15 protein-coding genes are annotated in these 16,192 nt (G+C 61.8%); 1 reads left to right on the plus strand and 14 read right to left on the minus strand.

Going from position 1 to position 16,192, the window contains the following annotated elements; translation table 11 throughout:
* Nucleotides 1-60 precede the first annotated feature (60 nt).
* From ASD03_RS30275 to ruvC, 7 genes are all read right to left on the minus strand, one after another.
* Nucleotides 61-1,160, minus strand: a protein-coding gene (locus ASD03_RS30275) for an IS3 family transposase (RefSeq protein WP_244494716.1) whose coding sequence is annotated in 2 segments (ribosomal slippage) — nucleotides 61-899 and nucleotides 899-1,160 — 1,101 coding nt in all. Because the reading frame shifts where the segments join, the coding sequence is not laid out codon by codon here.
* 89 nt (nucleotides 1,161-1,249) lie between these two features.
* On the minus strand, nucleotides 1,250-1,618 hold the full coding sequence (locus tag ASD03_RS30285; RefSeq protein WP_057205713.1) for a hypothetical protein: 369 nt from the start codon (nucleotides 1,616-1,618) through the stop codon (nucleotides 1,250-1,252).
* Nucleotides 1,618-2,517, minus strand: a complete 900-nt coding sequence (locus ASD03_RS30290; RefSeq protein ID WP_057205711.1) for a metallophosphoesterase — start codon at nucleotides 2,515-2,517, stop codon at nucleotides 1,618-1,620. The genes ASD03_RS30285 and ASD03_RS30290 overlap by 1 nt, the downstream gene beginning before the upstream one ends.
* Nucleotides 2,518-2,800: 283 nt before the next feature.
* Nucleotides 2,801-3,703, minus strand: coding sequence for a metallophosphoesterase (locus tag ASD03_RS30295; protein WP_057217924.1), 903 nt, complete (start codon nucleotides 3,701-3,703; stop codon nucleotides 2,801-2,803).
* Nucleotides 3,704-4,744: a Holliday junction branch migration DNA helicase RuvB gene (ruvB, locus tag ASD03_RS30300; protein ID WP_057205706.1), complete on the minus strand. Its 1,041-nt coding sequence runs from the start codon at nucleotides 4,742-4,744 to the stop codon at nucleotides 3,704-3,706.
* Nucleotides 4,745-4,831: 87 nt separating this feature from the next.
* Nucleotides 4,832-5,449 carry a Holliday junction branch migration protein RuvA gene (gene ruvA / locus ASD03_RS30305; protein ID WP_025424742.1) on the minus strand — a complete coding sequence of 206 codons (618 nt, stop codon included), beginning with the start codon at nucleotides 5,447-5,449 and terminating at the stop codon, nucleotides 4,832-4,834.
* Between the two features lie 72 nt (nucleotides 5,450-5,521).
* Nucleotides 5,522-6,034, minus strand: coding sequence for a crossover junction endodeoxyribonuclease RuvC (gene ruvC, locus ASD03_RS30310; RefSeq protein WP_025424743.1), 513 nt, complete (start codon nucleotides 6,032-6,034; stop codon nucleotides 5,522-5,524).
* A gap of 171 nt (nucleotides 6,035-6,205) precedes the next feature.
* Here ruvC and ASD03_RS30315 point away from each other — a divergent pair, with 171 nt between their 5' ends.
* Nucleotides 6,206-7,207 carry an LLM class flavin-dependent oxidoreductase gene (locus tag ASD03_RS30315; RefSeq protein ID WP_057205705.1) on the plus strand — a complete coding sequence of 334 codons (1,002 nt, stop codon included), beginning with the start codon at nucleotides 6,206-6,208 and terminating at the stop codon, nucleotides 7,205-7,207.
* An 8-nt stretch (nucleotides 7,208-7,215) separates the two neighbouring features.
* Here ASD03_RS30315 and ASD03_RS30320 read toward each other — a convergent pair whose 3' ends face one another.
* From ASD03_RS30320 to ASD03_RS30350, 7 genes are all read right to left on the minus strand, one after another.
* The gene (locus ASD03_RS30320; protein WP_057205703.1) at nucleotides 7,216-7,854 is read right to left on the minus strand and encodes an HAD hydrolase-like protein; all 639 of its coding nucleotides are present in this window, start codon (nucleotides 7,852-7,854) and stop codon (nucleotides 7,216-7,218) included.
* Between the two features lie 193 nt (nucleotides 7,855-8,047).
* A complete protein-coding gene (locus ASD03_RS30325) occupies nucleotides 8,048-8,794 on the minus strand; it encodes a YebC/PmpR family DNA-binding transcriptional regulator (protein WP_025424746.1) in 747 nt (248 codons plus the stop codon).
* Between the two features lie 86 nt (nucleotides 8,795-8,880).
* Nucleotides 8,881-9,378, minus strand: coding sequence for a hypothetical protein (locus ASD03_RS30330; protein ID WP_057217925.1), 498 nt, complete (start codon nucleotides 9,376-9,378; stop codon nucleotides 8,881-8,883).
* A gap of 16 nt (nucleotides 9,379-9,394) precedes the next feature.
* A complete protein-coding gene (locus ASD03_RS30335; RefSeq protein WP_057205699.1) occupies nucleotides 9,395-10,231 on the minus strand; it encodes an MBL fold metallo-hydrolase in 837 nt (278 codons plus the stop codon).
* 295 nt (nucleotides 10,232-10,526) lie between these two features.
* Nucleotides 10,527-13,706: a multidrug efflux RND transporter permease subunit gene (locus ASD03_RS30340; protein ID WP_057205697.1), complete on the minus strand. Its 3,180-nt coding sequence runs from the start codon at nucleotides 13,704-13,706 to the stop codon at nucleotides 10,527-10,529.
* Complete coding sequence (locus ASD03_RS30345; protein WP_057205695.1) at nucleotides 13,703-14,857, minus strand: efflux RND transporter periplasmic adaptor subunit; 1,155 nt, start codon at nucleotides 14,855-14,857, stop codon at nucleotides 13,703-13,705. Before ASD03_RS30345 ends, ASD03_RS30340 begins: the two co-directional genes overlap by 4 nt.
* A gap of 405 nt (nucleotides 14,858-15,262) precedes the next feature.
* Nucleotides 15,263-16,087, minus strand: a complete 825-nt coding sequence (locus tag ASD03_RS30350; RefSeq protein ID WP_053249648.1) for a YmdB family metallophosphoesterase — start codon at nucleotides 16,085-16,087, stop codon at nucleotides 15,263-15,265.
* Nucleotides 16,088-16,192: the final 105 nt, after the last annotated feature.

Raw genomic sequence — 16,192 nt, forward strand, 5'->3', positions numbered from 1 at the left:
GGTGACCTGAGACCCATCTTCCCTCCATTTTTCAGGAGAGTCGTTGGTTTCAATCTGACTTCAAGCGGCCTGTTTTTCCATAGCCATTTTCATTGCGAATTCGCTGGGTGTGATATTTCCGAGCGATGAGTGTGGTCTGTTTCGGTTGTAGTCCTCCTTCCACGCTGTGATGTCCGTCCGCGCCTGTGTCAGCGATGAGAAGAGGGTTTCGTTGAGGCATTCGTCGCGGAAGCTGCCATTGAAGCTTTCAACGAAACCGTTCTGCATCGGCTTGCCAGGTGCGATGTAATGCCATTCGACGTGTGTGCCCTGGCACCACTTGAGAACGGCCATGCTGGTCATTTCCGTGCCATTGTCAGAGACAATGGTCCTTGGCTTTCCGCGCCGTGCGATGATCGTATCCAACTCCCGAGCAAGCCGCAGCCCTGAGAGTGACGTGTCGGCGACTAGCGCCAAGCACTCACGGGTGAAGTCGTCGACAACGGCCAGGACGCGGAAGCGGCGACCATCGGTGAAGGCGTCGCTAACGAAGTCCAGGCTCCAGCGCTCATTGGGACGCGATGGCAATGCCAACGACCGCCTGGTTCCCAGGGCACGCTTGCGCCCGCCGCGTTTGCGGACGGTCAGCTTCTCTTCCCGATAGAGCCGCCTGAGCTTCTTCAGGTTCATGACGATACCCTGCCGATCCAACATCACGTGGATGCGCCGATAGCCGAAACGGCGGCGCTCTGACGCTACCTTCTTCATGGCATCCCGGATATGGGCGTCATCAGGCCGAATACTGCGATATCGCATGCTCGACCGGTCAATGGACAAAACCTCGCACGCCCGACGCTGGCTCACACCATGCTCCTTGCAGACATGAGCCACCGCATCTCGCTTCACATCGGGCGTCACCATTTTTTTGATGCGACGTCCTTCAGGATCGCGTTGTCCAGCATTGCTTCGGCGAGCAGTTTCTTCAGCTTGGCATTCTCATCTTCCAAAGCCTTTAGCTTCCTGGCGTCGGAAACATCCATGCCGCCATACTTCGCCTTGTATTTGTAAAAGGTTGCCTCCGATATCCCATGCCTGCGGCAGACATCGGCCGTCTTCTGGCCACTCTCCTGCTCGTTCAGTATCCCGATGATCTGCTGTTCCGTGAACCGTGCACGCTTCATTCCGTCCGTCTCCTCAATGTGACGGACTCTACCAAAATTTGGAGGAAGTTCAGGGTCTCAGGTCACGGGCCTTTCCTTCTGATCACGGGTCAAACCAGACCCGTGATCCCCCAACTCAAGCCACCGACAGCAGGCCCATCATCGGCTCGATCCGCGCTTTCATCGAATTTGCCGGTTTTATCCGCCGGAAGCACGAAGAGAAGGCTGTGCGAGACAACGATCGCGGCGGCAAGCAGCAGGCCATAGGCCATCAGGATCACCATCATCGGAACGACGAAATTGAGCTGTGGCAATGCGCCGAGCATCAACGGCACGCACCAGGAGGTTGCCGATATTACACCGGAGACGAGGAAGGTGCTGCGCTGCTTGGTCGACATGCCTTCCATCAGCAAGCGGCCGATCTGCATCTTCACCTTCGGCAAGATCACCGAGCCCGTTGCTTGAGTCGACGCTGTCATTAGCCGATATCGATGGCAACGATTTCCGGCGGCGATCCGATCCGGATCGGCAAATTCGAAAGACCCAATCCACCGGAGACGATCATGTGACGACCGTCCTCGACGACGTGGCCGTAGGCATAGCGGTTGCCGTATCGCGACGGGACAAGCGGCGCATAGCCGAGAATCCTGACCTGCCCGCCATGGGTATGGCCGGCGAGTGTCAACGATACACGCCGGGGCACGTCGACAAAGATGTCCGGCTCGTGGGCCATCAGGATGATCGGATCGTCACCATCCATGCCGGCCATCGTGCCGGGCAGGTCATCGAGCCCGGGGATCATGCCTGAGCCGTCGGGAGCCAGGTAGGTTGGCTCGAGTTGATCGGCCAGACCGGCGAGCCAGAAGGATCGTCCGTCCTTTTCGAGCCGCAGCGCACGATTGTCGTAGACCGGGATGCCAACGCCGGCAAGCGCCCTGTGGGCTAGCGTCGGACCATGCCCGGCCAGACGGGCGACCGGATCGTTGAGCCAGTCGTGATTGCCTATGATCGCGTGGACCCCGAGAGGCGCTTTCAGCCGCGCCAATGCCTCGGCCCAACGGGCGGGTTCGATGAAACCGGTCAGGCGCAGGCTGCTCATATAGTCGCCGAGAAGGAGGATGATGTCGCCACCAAGCGCACTGGCCTGATCGCAGATGCCGGCAATCCGGTGCACAGGCATCCAGGGTTCGCAGGCGTGGATATCGGCCAGGACGACGACCCTGAGCTTGAGGCCTGGCGGCCAGTTGGCAGGCCGCAAAGCGTAGGACGTCACCAGCGGCCGCTGCAACGGCTCGACCCCCACCGCATAGGCGCTGGTGCCAAACCCAGCCATCACCAGCCCGCCGAGAAGCTTGAGGAACCCGCGCCGCGCCAGCATTCACTCTTCCCTTCAATGGATGGACGCCAAGCCGCCTGCCACCTTCATCGAGGCGATGCAGGTAATGGAAAGCGCTCGTCCAACGTCGACGGCCGGCTCTTTCCCTACTGCATGTTTCCTTAAATCGTATCCGGTTCAAGGAAACATGCAGCAATTCAAAGTGCTACAGCGACCTCTGCGCGTCTCATGAGACGCGTGGCGCTGTCGCGGATCATAGCGAGCCCGCCGCCACGCCGAAATACGCCATTTGGCCGCGCGCCTAAGCCATGCGGCCGGAATCCCCTCAGCCGAGGTCGATGACGACGATCTCCGGCGGCACGCCGAAGCGGACCGGCGCGATCGAGCAGCCGAGCCCGCCGGAAACGATCAGGCTGCGATCGTCTTCAACCATATGACCATACGCATACCGATCGCCGAAGCGCGAGGGTAAGACGGGAGCATGACCGAGAAACCGGACCTGCCCACCATGGGTGTGGCCCGAGAGCGTCAAGGCAACGCGCGAAGGCACTTTCGGAAAAATGTCGGGCTCATGGGCAAGCAGGATCACCGGCGCGTCGTCTTCTACTTGTGCCAGCGTGCCATCGAGAGCGTCGAGGCCCTGCATATGCTTGCGCATCCATTTCTTGCCCGGCACCAACGCGAGTTGGTCTTCGAGGCCGGCGAGCCAGAAGCCGAGGCCATCCTTTTCCAGGCGGATGGCGCGATTGCTGTAGACGTTGATGCCGACGTCGGCGAGCGCCTTGTGACCGAAGGTGAGGCCGCCGCTGTTCTTCTGCGCGGTCCTGTCCTCCCACCAGTCGTGATTGCCCATGATCGCATGCACGCCGAGCGGCGCCTCAAGCGTCGCGAGCGCCTTCGACCATTCGCTGGAATGCACATAGCGTGTCACCAGGTTCATGCCGGCGGCATAGTCGCCGAGAAGGACGGTGATATCGCCACCAAGCGCATTGGCCTGCCGGCAGATCGAGGCGATGCGGTTGGCGGACATCCATGGCTCACAGGCGTGGATGTCCGCAAGTGCCACCACCCGCAGCTTCAAGCCCGGCGACCAGCCCGGCGGCGTCAGCGCATAACGCGTCACGCTCAGCCGGGCGAGCGGCTCGATGGCAAAGGCATAGCCGCCAAGCGCCGCCATGCTGGCAATCCCGCCGCCGAGAAACTTCAGAAGCCCACGGCTCGTGATCATTTACTCGTCCTCGAGCGTCAATCGAAACTGGGTCGCCTCGACCTCTTTTGGCGGATTGAGGCCGATATGTTTCCAGGCATTGGCGGTCAATATGCGGCCGCGCGGCGTGCGCTGGATGAAACCCTGCTGGATCAGATAGGGTTCGATGATGTCTTCGATCGCATCGCGCGGTTCGGAAAGCCCGGCGGCAATGGTCTCGATGCCGACAGGCCCGCCAGCGAAATTCTGGGCGATCATGAAGAGATAGCGCCGGTCGAGCTGGTCGAGCCCCATATTGTCGACGAGAAGCCGCGTCAGCGCCTCGTCGGCGATCTGCTTGGTCACCGCTTCGGCCCGGGCCACTTCGGCAAAATCACGCACGCGACGCAGCAGGCGGCCGGCGATCCGCGGCGTTCCCCGTGCGCGCCGCGCAATCTCGCGTGCGCCGTCGTCGGTCATGCCGAGCCCCATCAGCCGGGAGCCGCGGCGCACGATCGATTCCAGTTCCTCGACCGTATAGAAATTGAGCCGCACCGGAATACCGAAGCGGTCGCGCAGCGGCGTCGTCAGCAGGCCGAGACGGGTGGTTGCAGCGACCAGCGTGAACTTCGACAGATCGATCTTCACCGATCGCGCCGCCGGTCCCTCGCCGATGATCAGATCGAGCTGGAAGTCTTCCATCGCCGGATAGAGGATTTCCTCGACCGCCGGGTTGAGCCGGTGGATTTCGTCGATGAACAGAACGTCGCGCTCTTCGAGATTGGTCAGGAGCGCTGCCAGATCGCCCGCCTTGGCGATAACAGGCCCGGAGGTCGAGCGGAAGTTGACGCCCAGCTCCTTGGCCATGATCTGCGCCAGCGTCGTCTTGCCGAGACCGGGCGGCCCGACGAACAGCACGTGATCGAGCGCTTCGCCGCGGTTCTTCGCCGCTTCGATGAAGATCTTCAGGTTGGCGCGGGCTTCCGCCTGGCCGGTGAATTCGTCCAGAGACTGCGGACGCATCGTCGCATCGAGATCTTCGCCGCGCTTTTCCGGCGTTATCAGGCGTGCGGCTTCAGTCATCCATCCGTTCCAATCGATCGGGCATTCTTGCGCGTGGTGTTAAAGAGAATGCCCGTTTTGCATCGGCCGGCACGACAACGCAAGGAATCATCGCGCCAGCTCCTTGAGGCCAAGCCGGATCAGCTTGGCGCTGTCGGCGTCCTCGCCGCCGTTCTTCAGCGCCGCGGCAACCGCATTTGCAGCCTGGTCGCGGGAATAGCCGAGGTTGGTCAACGCCGACACCGCGTCTGAAACCGGCGCCGAGGCAACACCCTCGCCAAGCTCCTGCTTGAGGCCGATCGTGCCGGACATTTCGCCGGCAAACGCCGGTGCCTTGTTTTTCAGTTCGGTGACGATGCGCACCGCCACCTTCGGGCCGACACCCGGCGCGCGCGACACCGAGGTCTTGTCCTGTAGCGCAATCGCGTTTGCAAGCTCGCCCGGCGTCAGCGTCGACAAAAGAGCGAGCGCCACCTTGGAGCCCACCCCCTGGACGCTCTGCAACAGCCGGAACCACTCGCGCTCCAGCGCCGTCAGGAAGCCGAACAGCTTCAACTGGTCCTCGCGCACATAGGTCTCGATAAACAGCACCGCCGCCTCTCCCGCCGAACCGAGCTTCGACAATGTGCGCGCCGAACAATGGGCGACATAGCCGACGCCATGCACGTCGAGAACGACATGATCCTCGCCGATTTCGTCGATAGTACCCTTCAATTTGCCGATCATGTGGCGTCGTCTCTCATGGATGGATTGCGGGATGATCGGACCGACCATCGGAAATTAACGGCACCAGCGCAACTACCCCATCAGGGCCGCAAGCCGGCTGGTCACCGACAGGCGGTTGTGCGCGTGGCAAATGGCAATCGCGAGCGCGTCGGCAGCATCGTTGCCCTTGAACTCGGCCTTCGGCATCAGGACTTTCAGCATCATGTGGATTTGCTGCTTTTCACCGTGGCCGACACCGATGACGGCCTTCTTGACCGCGTTCGGCGCATATTCGGCAACCCTCAAGCCCGCGCGCGCCGGCACCAGCATGGCGATGCCGCGCGCCTGCCCGAGCTTCAGCGTCGCCGTTGCATCCTTGTTGACGAAGGTCTGCTCCACCGCGGCCTCGTCTGGCTGATAACTGTGCACGACTTCCGCCAGGCCATCATGCAGCTGGCAGAGCCGCGAAGCGAGATCCATGTCGCCATCGGATGTCACCGTGCCGGAGGCGACGAAACGCAGCGAATTGCCAAGCGTTTCGATGATGCCCCAGCCGGTACGGCGGAGGCCCGGATCGATGCCGATGATGCGAATCGTGGTTTGCATGAATTTCACCCTATGCTGCGTGTCCGGACGCTGCCAGCAAAAAGTGAACAAAACAAAAACATCCACATGAGGCAAGCGCGGCTGTCGGAAATCTCAAGCGCTACCCTTGGATTGAGGAATTTTGACCTTACATAGCCATTCAATCAATTTCGCTCAATAAAGGCCTGGCTCATGGCGACTTTCTCCGTCCTCGATCTCTCCCCGATCACCGAAGGCGGCAGTGTCGCCCAATCGCTCGAAAACTCGAGGCTCTTGGCGCAGGCGGCCGAAGAAAACGGCTACAAGCGCTTCTGGCTGGCCGAACATCACGGCATGAAGGGCATTGCCAGCGCGGCGACCTCGATCGTCATTTCCCACGTCGCCGCAGGAACGAAGACGATCCGCGTCGGCTCCGGCGGTATCATGCTACCGAACCATTCGCCGCTGGTGATTGCCGAGCAGTTCGGCACACTTGCCGCCCTCTATCCCGGCCGCATCGATCTCGGGCTCGGCCGCGCGCCGGGCACCGACATGCGCACCGCCCAGGCGCTTCGCCGCAATATGGAGGCGAGCGCCAACAACTTCCCCAATGACGTCGTCGAACTGCAGGCACTGCTCGGCCCCGTCGCCGAGGATCAGAAGATCATCGCGGTTCCGGGTTCCGACACCAATGTGCCGATCTGGCTGCTCGGATCGAGCCACTACAGCGCCCATCTCGCCGGCATGCTCGGTTTGCCCTTTGCCTTTGCCTCGCATTTCGCGCCCGACATGCTGCTGTCGGCGCTTGAGATCTATCGCGAGCGCTTCACGCCTTCGCAGACGCTCAACAAGCCGCACGTGATGGTCGGCGTCATGGGCGTGGCAGCTGCCACCGACGAGGAGGCGAACTACCTCTTCACGTCGATGCAGCAATCCTTCGTCGCCCTGCGGCGCAACGCCCGCGGCCGGTTCCCGGCGCCGGTGGCGTCCATGGATGGGCTATGGAGTTCGGATGAGAAGATCTTTGTCGATCACGCGATGTCCTATGCCATCGTCGGTGGACCGGAGACCATCCGCAGAAAGATCGAAACGTTCCTTGACCAAACGAAGGCGGACGAACTGATCATCTCGATGCCGATCTTCGACATGGATGCCCGGCTCAAGTCGCTTCGGCTTTTCGCCGAGGCGCAGCAGGAGCTTGCCAAGGCGGCCTGATCAGTTGGTCAGCCCCGCCCCGCGACCCGAAAGGCCGGCAGGATCTCGTCGATGCGATCGAAGAAACGATCCGGCCCGAGCGATTTCAGGAACGCCGGATCGGCGTAGCCCCAGCCGACGGCGCCCGCCGCAATGCGTACTTTGCGGGCTGCCTCGATGTCGCGAGCCTCGTCGCCGATCGCAAGCATCCGCGAAGGATCGATGCCGGCAAACTTGACGACCCTCTTGAAATGCTGCGCCTTGCCGAACAGTGTGGCGCCGCATTCGAACAGGTCGATAGCGCCAGCGGTCTCGCCCAGCGCCTTGCGAACGGCCGCTTCGCCATTCGAACTGACGACCGCGATGCCGATGCCAGCCGACTTCAGCGCCGTCAGCATGCCCGAAACGCCGGGGAAAAGCTGAATGGCCCGAGCCTGGGCGGCCATTTCCTGCCGCATGAAAGTGGCGATCTGCGGCAGTTTCCACATCGGTACGCCGAGATGCGCGATGATCTCGCGACTGCCCATGGCGCGCAGCCCCTTGAACTCCTCGACCGTGAGCTGGCGAAACCCAAAGCGCGCGGCGGCAAGGTTGCTCGCCGCCATGAACAGCTCCGCCGTATCGGCGAGTGTACCGTCGAAGTCGAAGATCGCGAACTCATACGTCATCAGTCACATCCCATCGGTGACGCCCAAAGAAAAACCCGTGCCCTTTAGGACACGGGTAGATCAAGACGTCTACAGCGCAGTGCGTCCGATTGGACGCGCAAAGGTCGCTGTAGCACTTTGAATTGCTGCATGTTTTTGTCCCTAAATCGGATGGGACTTAAGGAGACATGCAGTAGGCCTGAAAAAATCCGGATCAGGCCGAAAGCTTCGCCATGACCTCATCGGACACTTCGAAGTTCGAATAGACGTTCTGCACGTCGTCGTCGTCTTCAAGAATGTCGATGAGCTTCATCAGCGACTGCGCCTTCTCCTCGTCAACAGGCACGGTGTTCTGGGCTTTCCAGATCGCATTGACGGTTTCGGCTTCGCCGAGCGTGTCTTCCAGAGCCTTGGAGACTTCGCCGATCGCTTCGAAGCCGCAGATGATCGTGTGGCCGTCCTCGTCGGTGGTCACGTCGTCGGCACCGGCTTCGATCGCCGCTTCCATCACCTTGTCGGCGTCGCCGACCGAAAGCTTGTAGGTGATCTCGCCGACACGGTCGAAGGAGAAGGAAACCGAACCGGTTTCACCAAGCGCGCCACCGGCCTTGGTGAAGGTCGAGCGGACGTTGGAGGCGGTACGGTTGCGGTTGTCGGTCAACGCCTCGACGATAACAGCGACGCCGCCCGGGCCATAACCTTCGTAACGGACTTCTTCGTAGTTCTCCGCGTCGCCGCCGGAGGCCTTCTTGATCGCACGTTCGATGTTGTCCTTCGGCATCGATTGCGCCTTGGCGTTCTGGATCGCCAGACGCAGGCGCGCGTTCATCGACGGATCGGGCATGCCGGTCTTCGCCGCAACCGTGATTTCGCGCGCGAGCTTGGAAAACATTTTCGAGCGCACCGCATCCTGACGGCCCTTGCGGTGCATGATGTTCTTGAACTGTGAATGGCCAGCCATGGCACCCTCTGCATGCATGAATTTGAATGGAATGGGGCGCCTTATAGTTTTATTGCCGCTTTCCGTCCAGCAGGGGGCGTTTCTTTTCAGTTGGCGGAGATGCGCCCGCGACTGAGAACGAAGGCATGGCCGTCCTCGCGGCGGCAGGAAAGGCCCGTTCGTTCCGAGATGCAGGAAAAGGGCCCGCCCTGCCATGTCGCCCTATATTCGAGGATCGGCCCGGCCGAACAGCAGCTCGGATCTCCGACCTCGCGATTGATCGTTGCCGCGCCGGCCCGTCCGAGCGTTGCCCTGACGTAACGCGGCGCGATGATATCGCAGGCGAGCTCCGGCCCGCCGTCGGCAGGCTGATAGGTCGGCGTGCCGCCCGGGGGTGTGTAGATGCAGCCGATATTGCCCGATGGCATCACGAACTCTTCCTGCTCGGCAACGGGCGCGACAGTCGCCTGGGGAACAGCTTGCGGGTGCTGGGTGTCGGGAGGCGGCATGCGCGGCGCAGGCGCGCCTCCAGCCAGAGCCGCCGTTACCAAAACCATTGTTGAAAAGGACAGAAACGCAACGACGCCGGCTGCAAACGATCTCATTGGGCAATCCCGATGTTCAGACGCCCTGGAGGATATAAATCAGCGGTTTGCTTGGCAAGGAACGCAGCGAGACTTTGACGCTCGCTCCGGTCGCGAAGCTCTTGTCGAAATCGTCGCCGAACATGTCGAGGAAGGCGTCGATCGGGGGACCGCGCCGATGCATCGGCAGGATAAGCGCCGCGCGCAGCCGCGAAACGACGCGGCTCATGCTTTCGGCCCCCATCGTCAGCCCGCCATCGACCGGCACCATCAGCACATCGAGCCTGCCGATCTGCCGGTAGTGGCTGTCATCGAGCTCGTGGTGCAGATGGCCGAGATGGCCGATGCACAGACCCGCCACCTCGAAGATGAAGATGGAATTGCCATCATGCTCCATCGTCACGGCGCCGGAGCGGATGTCCGTGGTGACATTGCGGATATAGGCATCGCCGACGACGAGGTCGTGCCGCGCCGGCTCGCCGTCTTCACCCCAACCATGCAGCACCGTGCGGATCGCCGGATCCGGCGTCAATGTGTAGTGGCTGGAATGCGCCTTGTTCATCGTCACCACGGTCGGCGGCGCCGACGGACGGAACCAGCCATTATAGTCCGTGGCGATCGACACGCCGCCCGGCGTCTCGATCAGAAAGGTCGAGTGGCCGAGATAGCTGATCGTCACTTCACCAGCGGCCGTCTGCCCCTTCGTTGCGGCGGCCGGTGTAAAACTGGCGAACGCGGTCTGAGGCAACGCCTCGGCGATCGCCTGGCATTGGCTCACTTGTGCGGGCGCTGCCTGTGCATGCGCGGCCGACGGCCAGAAGGCATGCAGAAGCCAGATGGCGGCAAAAGTGTAGGCAAGGTAGCGGAGCATCATCCATCACCTTTCACACCGCGCACGCATGACCTGTGCTCAAGCCCATTCGGCTTGGGTACAGGTCATGCGGCCGTTTGAGAGTATCGGCAGCGAACACGTCAATTCGAGAAACGCTGCCGTCACGGGCGAAAGGAGGATTGTGCAAGCGCGCCGTAACGTCCAGCGACAAAGCTGCGTCAAGCACTCACGTTTGCGTCATTGTGCTGGCATTGCGAACAGCGTCGCGCGTCCTGTTCACAGCGAAACGCCCCGGCGCTGCCACCGGGGCGTTGGATCACAAGCAACAGCGCTCGTGTTACTCGGCCGGCGTCGCCATCGGCTCGGTCGCCGCAACCGGCTTGCGCCGGCGGAACGAACGCAGCGTAACGTAGAAGACCGGCGTCAGGAACAGGCCAAGGAAGGTCACGCCGAGCATGCCGGAGAACACCGCCGTTCCGAGCGACTGGCGCATTTCGGCACCGGGTCCCGTGGCGATCATCAGCGGCACGACGCCGAGGATGAAGGCGAAGGCAGTCATCAGGATCGGCCGCAGACGCAACTGGCTGGCCTCGACCGCCGCTTCGATCGGTGTTTTCCCCTCATCCTCGCCCTGGCGGGCGAACTCGACAATCAGGATCGCGTTCTTCGCCGCAAGCCCGATCAGCACGATCAACCCGATCTGGGTCAGCACGTTGTTGTCGAGCCCCCGTAGGAAAACGCCGATGAGTGCCGAGAGCACACCGAGCGGCACGATCAGGATGATCGCCAGCGGCAGGACCCAGCTTTCATACTGCGCTGCCAGCGCCAGGAACACAAAGACGACCGACAGCGCGAAGATGAAGACCGCGGTGTTGCCCGTCTGGCGCTCCTGGAAGGCGAGTTCCGTCCACTCGAACGATGTGCCTTGTGGCAGCATCTGGGCCGCAAGCACCTCCATCTTGTCGAGGCTCGTGCCGGTCGAGACACCCGGCGCCGGGTTGCCCTGCAACGGTACCGAGACATACATATTGTATCGCTGCACCAGGGCGGGACCCGCAGTGTCGCGAATCTCGACCAGCGTGCCCATGGGCACCAGTGCGCCGGTGGCAGAGCGGACCTTCAGCGCCAGGATGTCGTCGCGCTCCAGACGGTACTGCTGGTCGGCCTGTGCCCGCACCTGATAGACGCGGCCAAAGGCATTGAAGTCGTTGACATAGGACGTGCCGAGATTGATCGACAGTGCCTCGAAGATATTCGGGATCGGCACGTTCAAGGTCCTCGCCTTGTCGCGATCGATCGCCAGGAAGTATTGCGGGCTCGACGCCGAGAACGTCGTGAAGACGCCGGTCAGCCCCTCGGTCTGGTTGGCAGCACCCATCATCTGGTAGGCCAGCCCCAGCACGCGGCGCATGTCGGCACTCTGCCGGTCGACAATCTGCATTTTGAAGCCGCCGGAGTTGCCGATGCCACGCACCGACGGCGGGGGAACGGCGATGATGAAGGCCTCCTGGATACTTTGCAGGCTGCCATAGAGTTGGCCGATGATCTGGTTGGCGCTCTCGCCGTGCTTGAGCCGCTCCTCGAAGCTCTTGAAGGACGCGAAGATGACACCGGCATTGGACGCATTGGTGAAGGTCGCGCCGTTGAAACCGGCGAAGGCGACGGCGTTTTTCACGCCGGGCACTTCCTGGATGATCTTCGAAGCGCGCTTGACCACCGCATCGGTCCGATCGAGCGACGCGCCGTCGGGAAGCTGGATGACGACGATGGCATAACCCTGGTCCATGGTCGGTACGAAGCCGCTCGGCACGATCTGCGCCATGTACCAGGTGGCGCCAAGCAGGCCGACGAAGACGACGAGCGCCGCAGCGAGCGCCGTTTTTGTCGAAATCAGCTTGCGCACGATCCAGGCGTAGCCTTCAGCCATGCGGTCGAAACCGTTGTTGAAGCCGTTTGCCAGCGACCGACCAAACCGGGTGAGCGGGTTGCCGCTTTCGTGGTGATTGTTCTCGTGCGGTTTCAACAGGATTGCCGCGAGCGCCGGCGACAGCGTCAGCGAATTGAAGGCGGAAATCACCGTCGCCACTGAAATCGTGACGGCGAACTGCAGATAGAACTGGCCGGCAATACCCGGGATGAAGGCCGTCGGGATGAAGACGGCGGTCAGCACCAGCGAGATCGCGATGACCGCTGCCCCCACTTCGTCCATGGTCACGTGCGACGCCTCGCGCGGGGTCATGCCGCGCGCCAGGTTTCGTTCGACGTTCTCGACCACGACGATGGCATCGTCGACGACGATGCCGATCGCCAGCACCAGGCCGAACAGTGTCAGCATGTTGAGCGAGAAGCCGAAGGCGTAAAGGAATGCGAAGGTGCCGACAAGCGACACCGGGATCGCCACGATCGGGATGATCGCCGTGCGCCAGGATTGCAGGAAGATGAGAACCACGAGCGCCACCAGAATGGCGGCTTCGCCGATCGTCTTGTAGACCTCGTTGATCGATTCGGAGATGAACTCGGTCGGATTGTAGACGATCCGGTATTCGAGGCCCTCCGGAAAGTCCTTCGAAACGTCCGTCATCACCTTCTGGATCGCGTCGGCCGCGTCGAGCGCGTTGGTACCCGGCCGCGAGAAGATGCCGAGCGCCACGGCCGGGCTGCCGTCCAGATAGCTGTTGTTGACGTATTCGCGGGCGCCGAGTTCGATGCGCGCCACGTCCTGCAGCTGCACCAGCCGTCCGCTCTCCGTCGCCTTGACGATGACGTAGCGGAACTGGCGGGCATCGCTGAAGCGGCCGTCGGTGGTAACAGTATATTGGAACGCGCTGTCGCCCGGTGTCGGCGGTGCGCCGATCGAACCGCCCGAGACCTGCACGTTCTGCTCGCGCAGCGCCTGCACGACGTCGCCTGCCGTCATTCCGTAGGCCGAGAGCTTTTCCGGATCGAGCCAGACGCGCAGCGCATATTCACGCTCGCCGAACAGGATGACGTCACCGACGCCGTCGAGACGGACCAGCAGGTCGCGGATGCGGGTGCGGGCATAGTTCGAGACGTAGAGCTGGTCGTAACGTTCGTTCGGCGACAGCAGATGCACGACCATCATCAGGTCGGGTGAACTTTTCGCCGTAGTGATGCCGATGCGCCGGACATCTTCGGGCAGGCGCGGTTCGGCGATGGACACGCGGTTCTGCACGAGAACCTGGGCCTGATCGAGGTCCGTTCCGAGCTTGAAGGTGATGGTCAGCGCCATCGAACCGTCGGCGGTCGAATAGGAGGACATGTAGAGCATGTTCTCGACGCCGTTGATTTCCTGTTCCAGTGGCGTTGCCACCGTGTTGGCGATGGTTTCGGCATCAGCGCCCGGATAGGCGGCGCGAACGACGATGGTCGGCGGTGCGATTTCCGGATACTGCGCCACCGGCAGCTGGAAGTAGGCGATGCTGCCGACGATCAGCAACACGATCGAAAGCACCGATGCGAAGATCGGGCGGTCTACGAAGAAATGGGCAAACCTCATTGAGCGCTCCCCGCCGCTTGAGCTTCAGGAGGCAGTTCAACGATCTCGGGCTTCACCTTCGTGCCCGGACGTGCCCGCATCAAGCCGTTGACCACGATGGTTTCGTCGCCGGTCATGCCGCTGCGGATGACACGATAGCCATGAAGCTTCGGTCCGAGCCGCACCGGCTTGGTCGCAACGGTGCCGTCTTCGCGCACCTCATAAACGATGCGTTCGTTCTGGTCGGCGCCGATCGCTTCATCGGGAATGAGCACAGCCTTGTAGGTGTTCGAGCCCTCGAGTTCGGCGCGACCGAAGAGACCCGGCTGCAGCACGTAGTTGGGATTGTCGAAGCGCGCACGCACCCGCATCGTGCCGCTTGCCTGGTCCAGCCGGTTCTCGGCGAAATCGAGCTTGCCCTTGAACGGCGCCTCGTTGGAATCAGCGATGGTGACCATGACATCGAGCGCGCCGCCGCCCTCCTGAAGTGCGCTGCCGCGTTCGCGAGCAACACGCGCATAGGAAAGCAGGCGACGCTCATCGACGTCGAAATAGAAGTCGATCGGATCGAGCGAAACGATCGTCGTCAGCACGGTCTGGTCCGCTTGAACGAGGTTGCCGGTCGAGATCAGGCGGCGATCGACGCGGCCGGTCAGCGGTGCGATGATCGTCGTATAGTCGAGATCGAGCTTGGCGCGCTCGGCCGCGGCTTCCGCTCCGCGCACGGCGGCTTGCGCCGAAAGCAATTCCCGGCGGTGGTCATCGAGCGTCGAGACGGAGAGCGTGCCGGTTCCAGTCAGGGATTCCGTGCGCTTGAACTGTGTCTCGGCAAAGGCGAGAGACGAACGCGTCGACTCGAGCGTCGCCTCCGCCTGCGATAGCGCGGTGCGATAGGGGCGTTGGTCAATGACGAAGAGCTTGTCGCCCTTCTTCACCAGGGCACCGTCGGTGAAGTTGACCTCGTCGAGATAGCCCCCGACGCGGGCGCGGACGGAAACTTCATCGACTGCCTCGAAGCGACCGATGAACTCGTCGCTGTCGATCACATCGCGAACGACCGGCTTGGCGGCAGTGACGGTGGGAAGCTGCGCATCCTGCGCGACGACGTTGGCTGCAGAGAAAAGGGAAATCGAAACGCCGAAAATCATCGGCAAATGCCATCTTGAATACATGCACGCTCTCCGAATGCACCGACAGCGCCGCGCGTCATATATGAAGCGCAAAAGGACGCTGTCACGCTTGAAACTCGCCGCATAATTTGCTCCTCAAATCGACGCCGATCCAAGGAATTATGCAGTAAAATCGAGAACGCCCGGCACGGGACATTGGTCGTCCGAGTACCTGCGGCGACATTTCGAACCCGCAATCCTGTGCTGCGGATGGTACTCAGTATGGAAGACTTGCGAGCGTCAGCCGTGTCCGAACGGCGCTGACGTGGCGTTACCCTGCCATCATTTCGCCGGCTTGTCACCTTGAAAAAAATCAATTCCGGGAAGGTGATACGTGTGCAAACCCGCGCCTTGGTCAGGCGCGGGCGAGACGATCAGGCAACCAAAAATCGTCAACCTGAGGATGGCTCAGGCCCAGAAATCCGGGATCGTTTCGGTCAATCTCGGACCGAGGCGCAGCGGCGCGATCTTTTCGGCAAGGCCGGTGCGGTCGGAAATCTCGACGCCGAGGCCGCAGATGGTCGCCGGCCCCGATGCCGCCTCGAAACGCCCCTTCGGCATCTTCGAAATAAACCGGTTCAGCGGTTCTTCCTTGTCCATGCCGAGCGAGGAATCATAGTCGCCGCACATGCCGGCGTCACTCATATAGGCGGTGCCGCCGTTGAGGATCTGATGATCGGCCGTCGGTACATGGGTGTGGGTGCCGACGACGAGGCTTGCCCGTCCGTCGACGAAATGGCCGAAACACTGCTTCTCGCTCGTCGCCTCGGCATGAAAGTCGAAGACGATGGCATCCGCCTGCTCGCCGAGCGGGCAGGCATCGAGGATCGCTTCGGCCGATTTGAAGGGATCGTCGAGTTCGGGGTGCATGAAGACGCGACCCATGACATTGGCAACCAGCACGCGTGCGCCGTTGCGGGCAAAGAACAGGTTCGATCCGCGCCCGGGCGTGCCCGCCGGATAGTTGGCCGGCCGTAAAAACTGGTCATGCCGCTCGCAGAAGACGACCGCCTCCTTCTGGTCCCAGACATGGTTGCCTGTGGTGACGACATCGGCACCGGCATTGATCGTCTCGAGAAAGATATCTTCGGTGATGCCGAAGCCGCCGGCGGCGTTCTCGCCGTTGACGATGACGAAGTCCAGCTTGAGGTCACCGACCAGCCCCGGAAGACGCTCCCAGACCGCCGTGCGGCCCGTCTTGCCAACCATATCTCCCAGAAACAAAAGCCTCATGCCCGTTCAATCCCACCAGAGCAGTTCCAGGAGGTTTTGCGTCCGGAACTGCGTAAAACAACAAAGAGATAGAGCGTTTCCACGAATCCGTAGATTGCCTGAAAC

The sequence above is a fragment of the Ensifer sp. Root127 genome (assembly GCF_001425225.1).
GTDB classification, from domain to species: Bacteria; Pseudomonadota; Alphaproteobacteria; order Rhizobiales; family Rhizobiaceae; genus Ensifer; species Ensifer canadensis.

Excerpts from the sequence above, each read along its gene's own strand:
- ruvC (WP_025424743.1), bottom strand. The coding sequence starts at position 6,034 with ATGCAAACCACGATTCGCATCATCGGCATCGATCCGGGCCTCCGCCGT.
- ASD03_RS30320 (WP_057205703.1), bottom strand. The coding sequence starts at position 7,854 with ATGACGTATGAGTTCGCGATCTTCGACTTCGACGGTACACTCGCCGAT.
- ASD03_RS30315 (WP_057205705.1), top strand. The coding sequence starts at position 6,206 with ATGGCGACTTTCTCCGTCCTCGATCTCTCCCCGATCACCGAAGGCGGC.
- ASD03_RS30325 (WP_025424746.1), bottom strand. The coding sequence starts at position 8,794 with ATGGCTGGCCATTCACAGTTCAAGAACATCATGCACCGCAAGGGCCGT.
- ASD03_RS30330 (WP_057217925.1), bottom strand. The coding sequence starts at position 9,378 with ATGAGATCGTTTGCAGCCGGCGTCGTTGCGTTTCTGTCCTTTTCAACA.
- ruvA (WP_025424742.1), bottom strand. The coding sequence starts at position 5,449 with ATGATCGGCAAATTGAAGGGTACTATCGACGAAATCGGCGAGGATCAT.
- ASD03_RS30290 (WP_057205711.1), bottom strand. The coding sequence starts at position 2,517 with ATGCTGGCGCGGCGCGGGTTCCTCAAGCTTCTCGGCGGGCTGGTGATG.
- ASD03_RS30350 (WP_053249648.1), bottom strand. The coding sequence starts at position 16,087 with ATGAGGCTTTTGTTTCTGGGAGATATGGTTGGCAAGACGGGCCGCACG.
- ruvB (WP_057205706.1), bottom strand. The coding sequence starts at position 4,744 with ATGACTGAAGCCGCACGCCTGATAACGCCGGAAAAGCGCGGCGAAGAT.
- ASD03_RS30295 (WP_057217924.1), bottom strand. The coding sequence starts at position 3,703 with ATGATCACGAGCCGTGGGCTTCTGAAGTTTCTCGGCGGCGGGATTGCC.
- ASD03_RS30345 (WP_057205695.1), bottom strand. The coding sequence starts at position 14,857 with ATGTATTCAAGATGGCATTTGCCGATGATTTTCGGCGTTTCGATTTCC.
- ASD03_RS30335 (WP_057205699.1), bottom strand. The coding sequence starts at position 10,231 with ATGATGCTCCGCTACCTTGCCTACACTTTTGCCGCCATCTGGCTTCTG.
- ASD03_RS30340 (WP_057205697.1), bottom strand. The coding sequence starts at position 13,706 with ATGAGGTTTGCCCATTTCTTCGTAGACCGCCCGATCTTCGCATCGGTG.
- ASD03_RS30285 (WP_057205713.1), bottom strand. The coding sequence starts at position 1,618 with ATGACAGCGTCGACTCAAGCAACGGGCTCGGTGATCTTGCCGAAGGTG.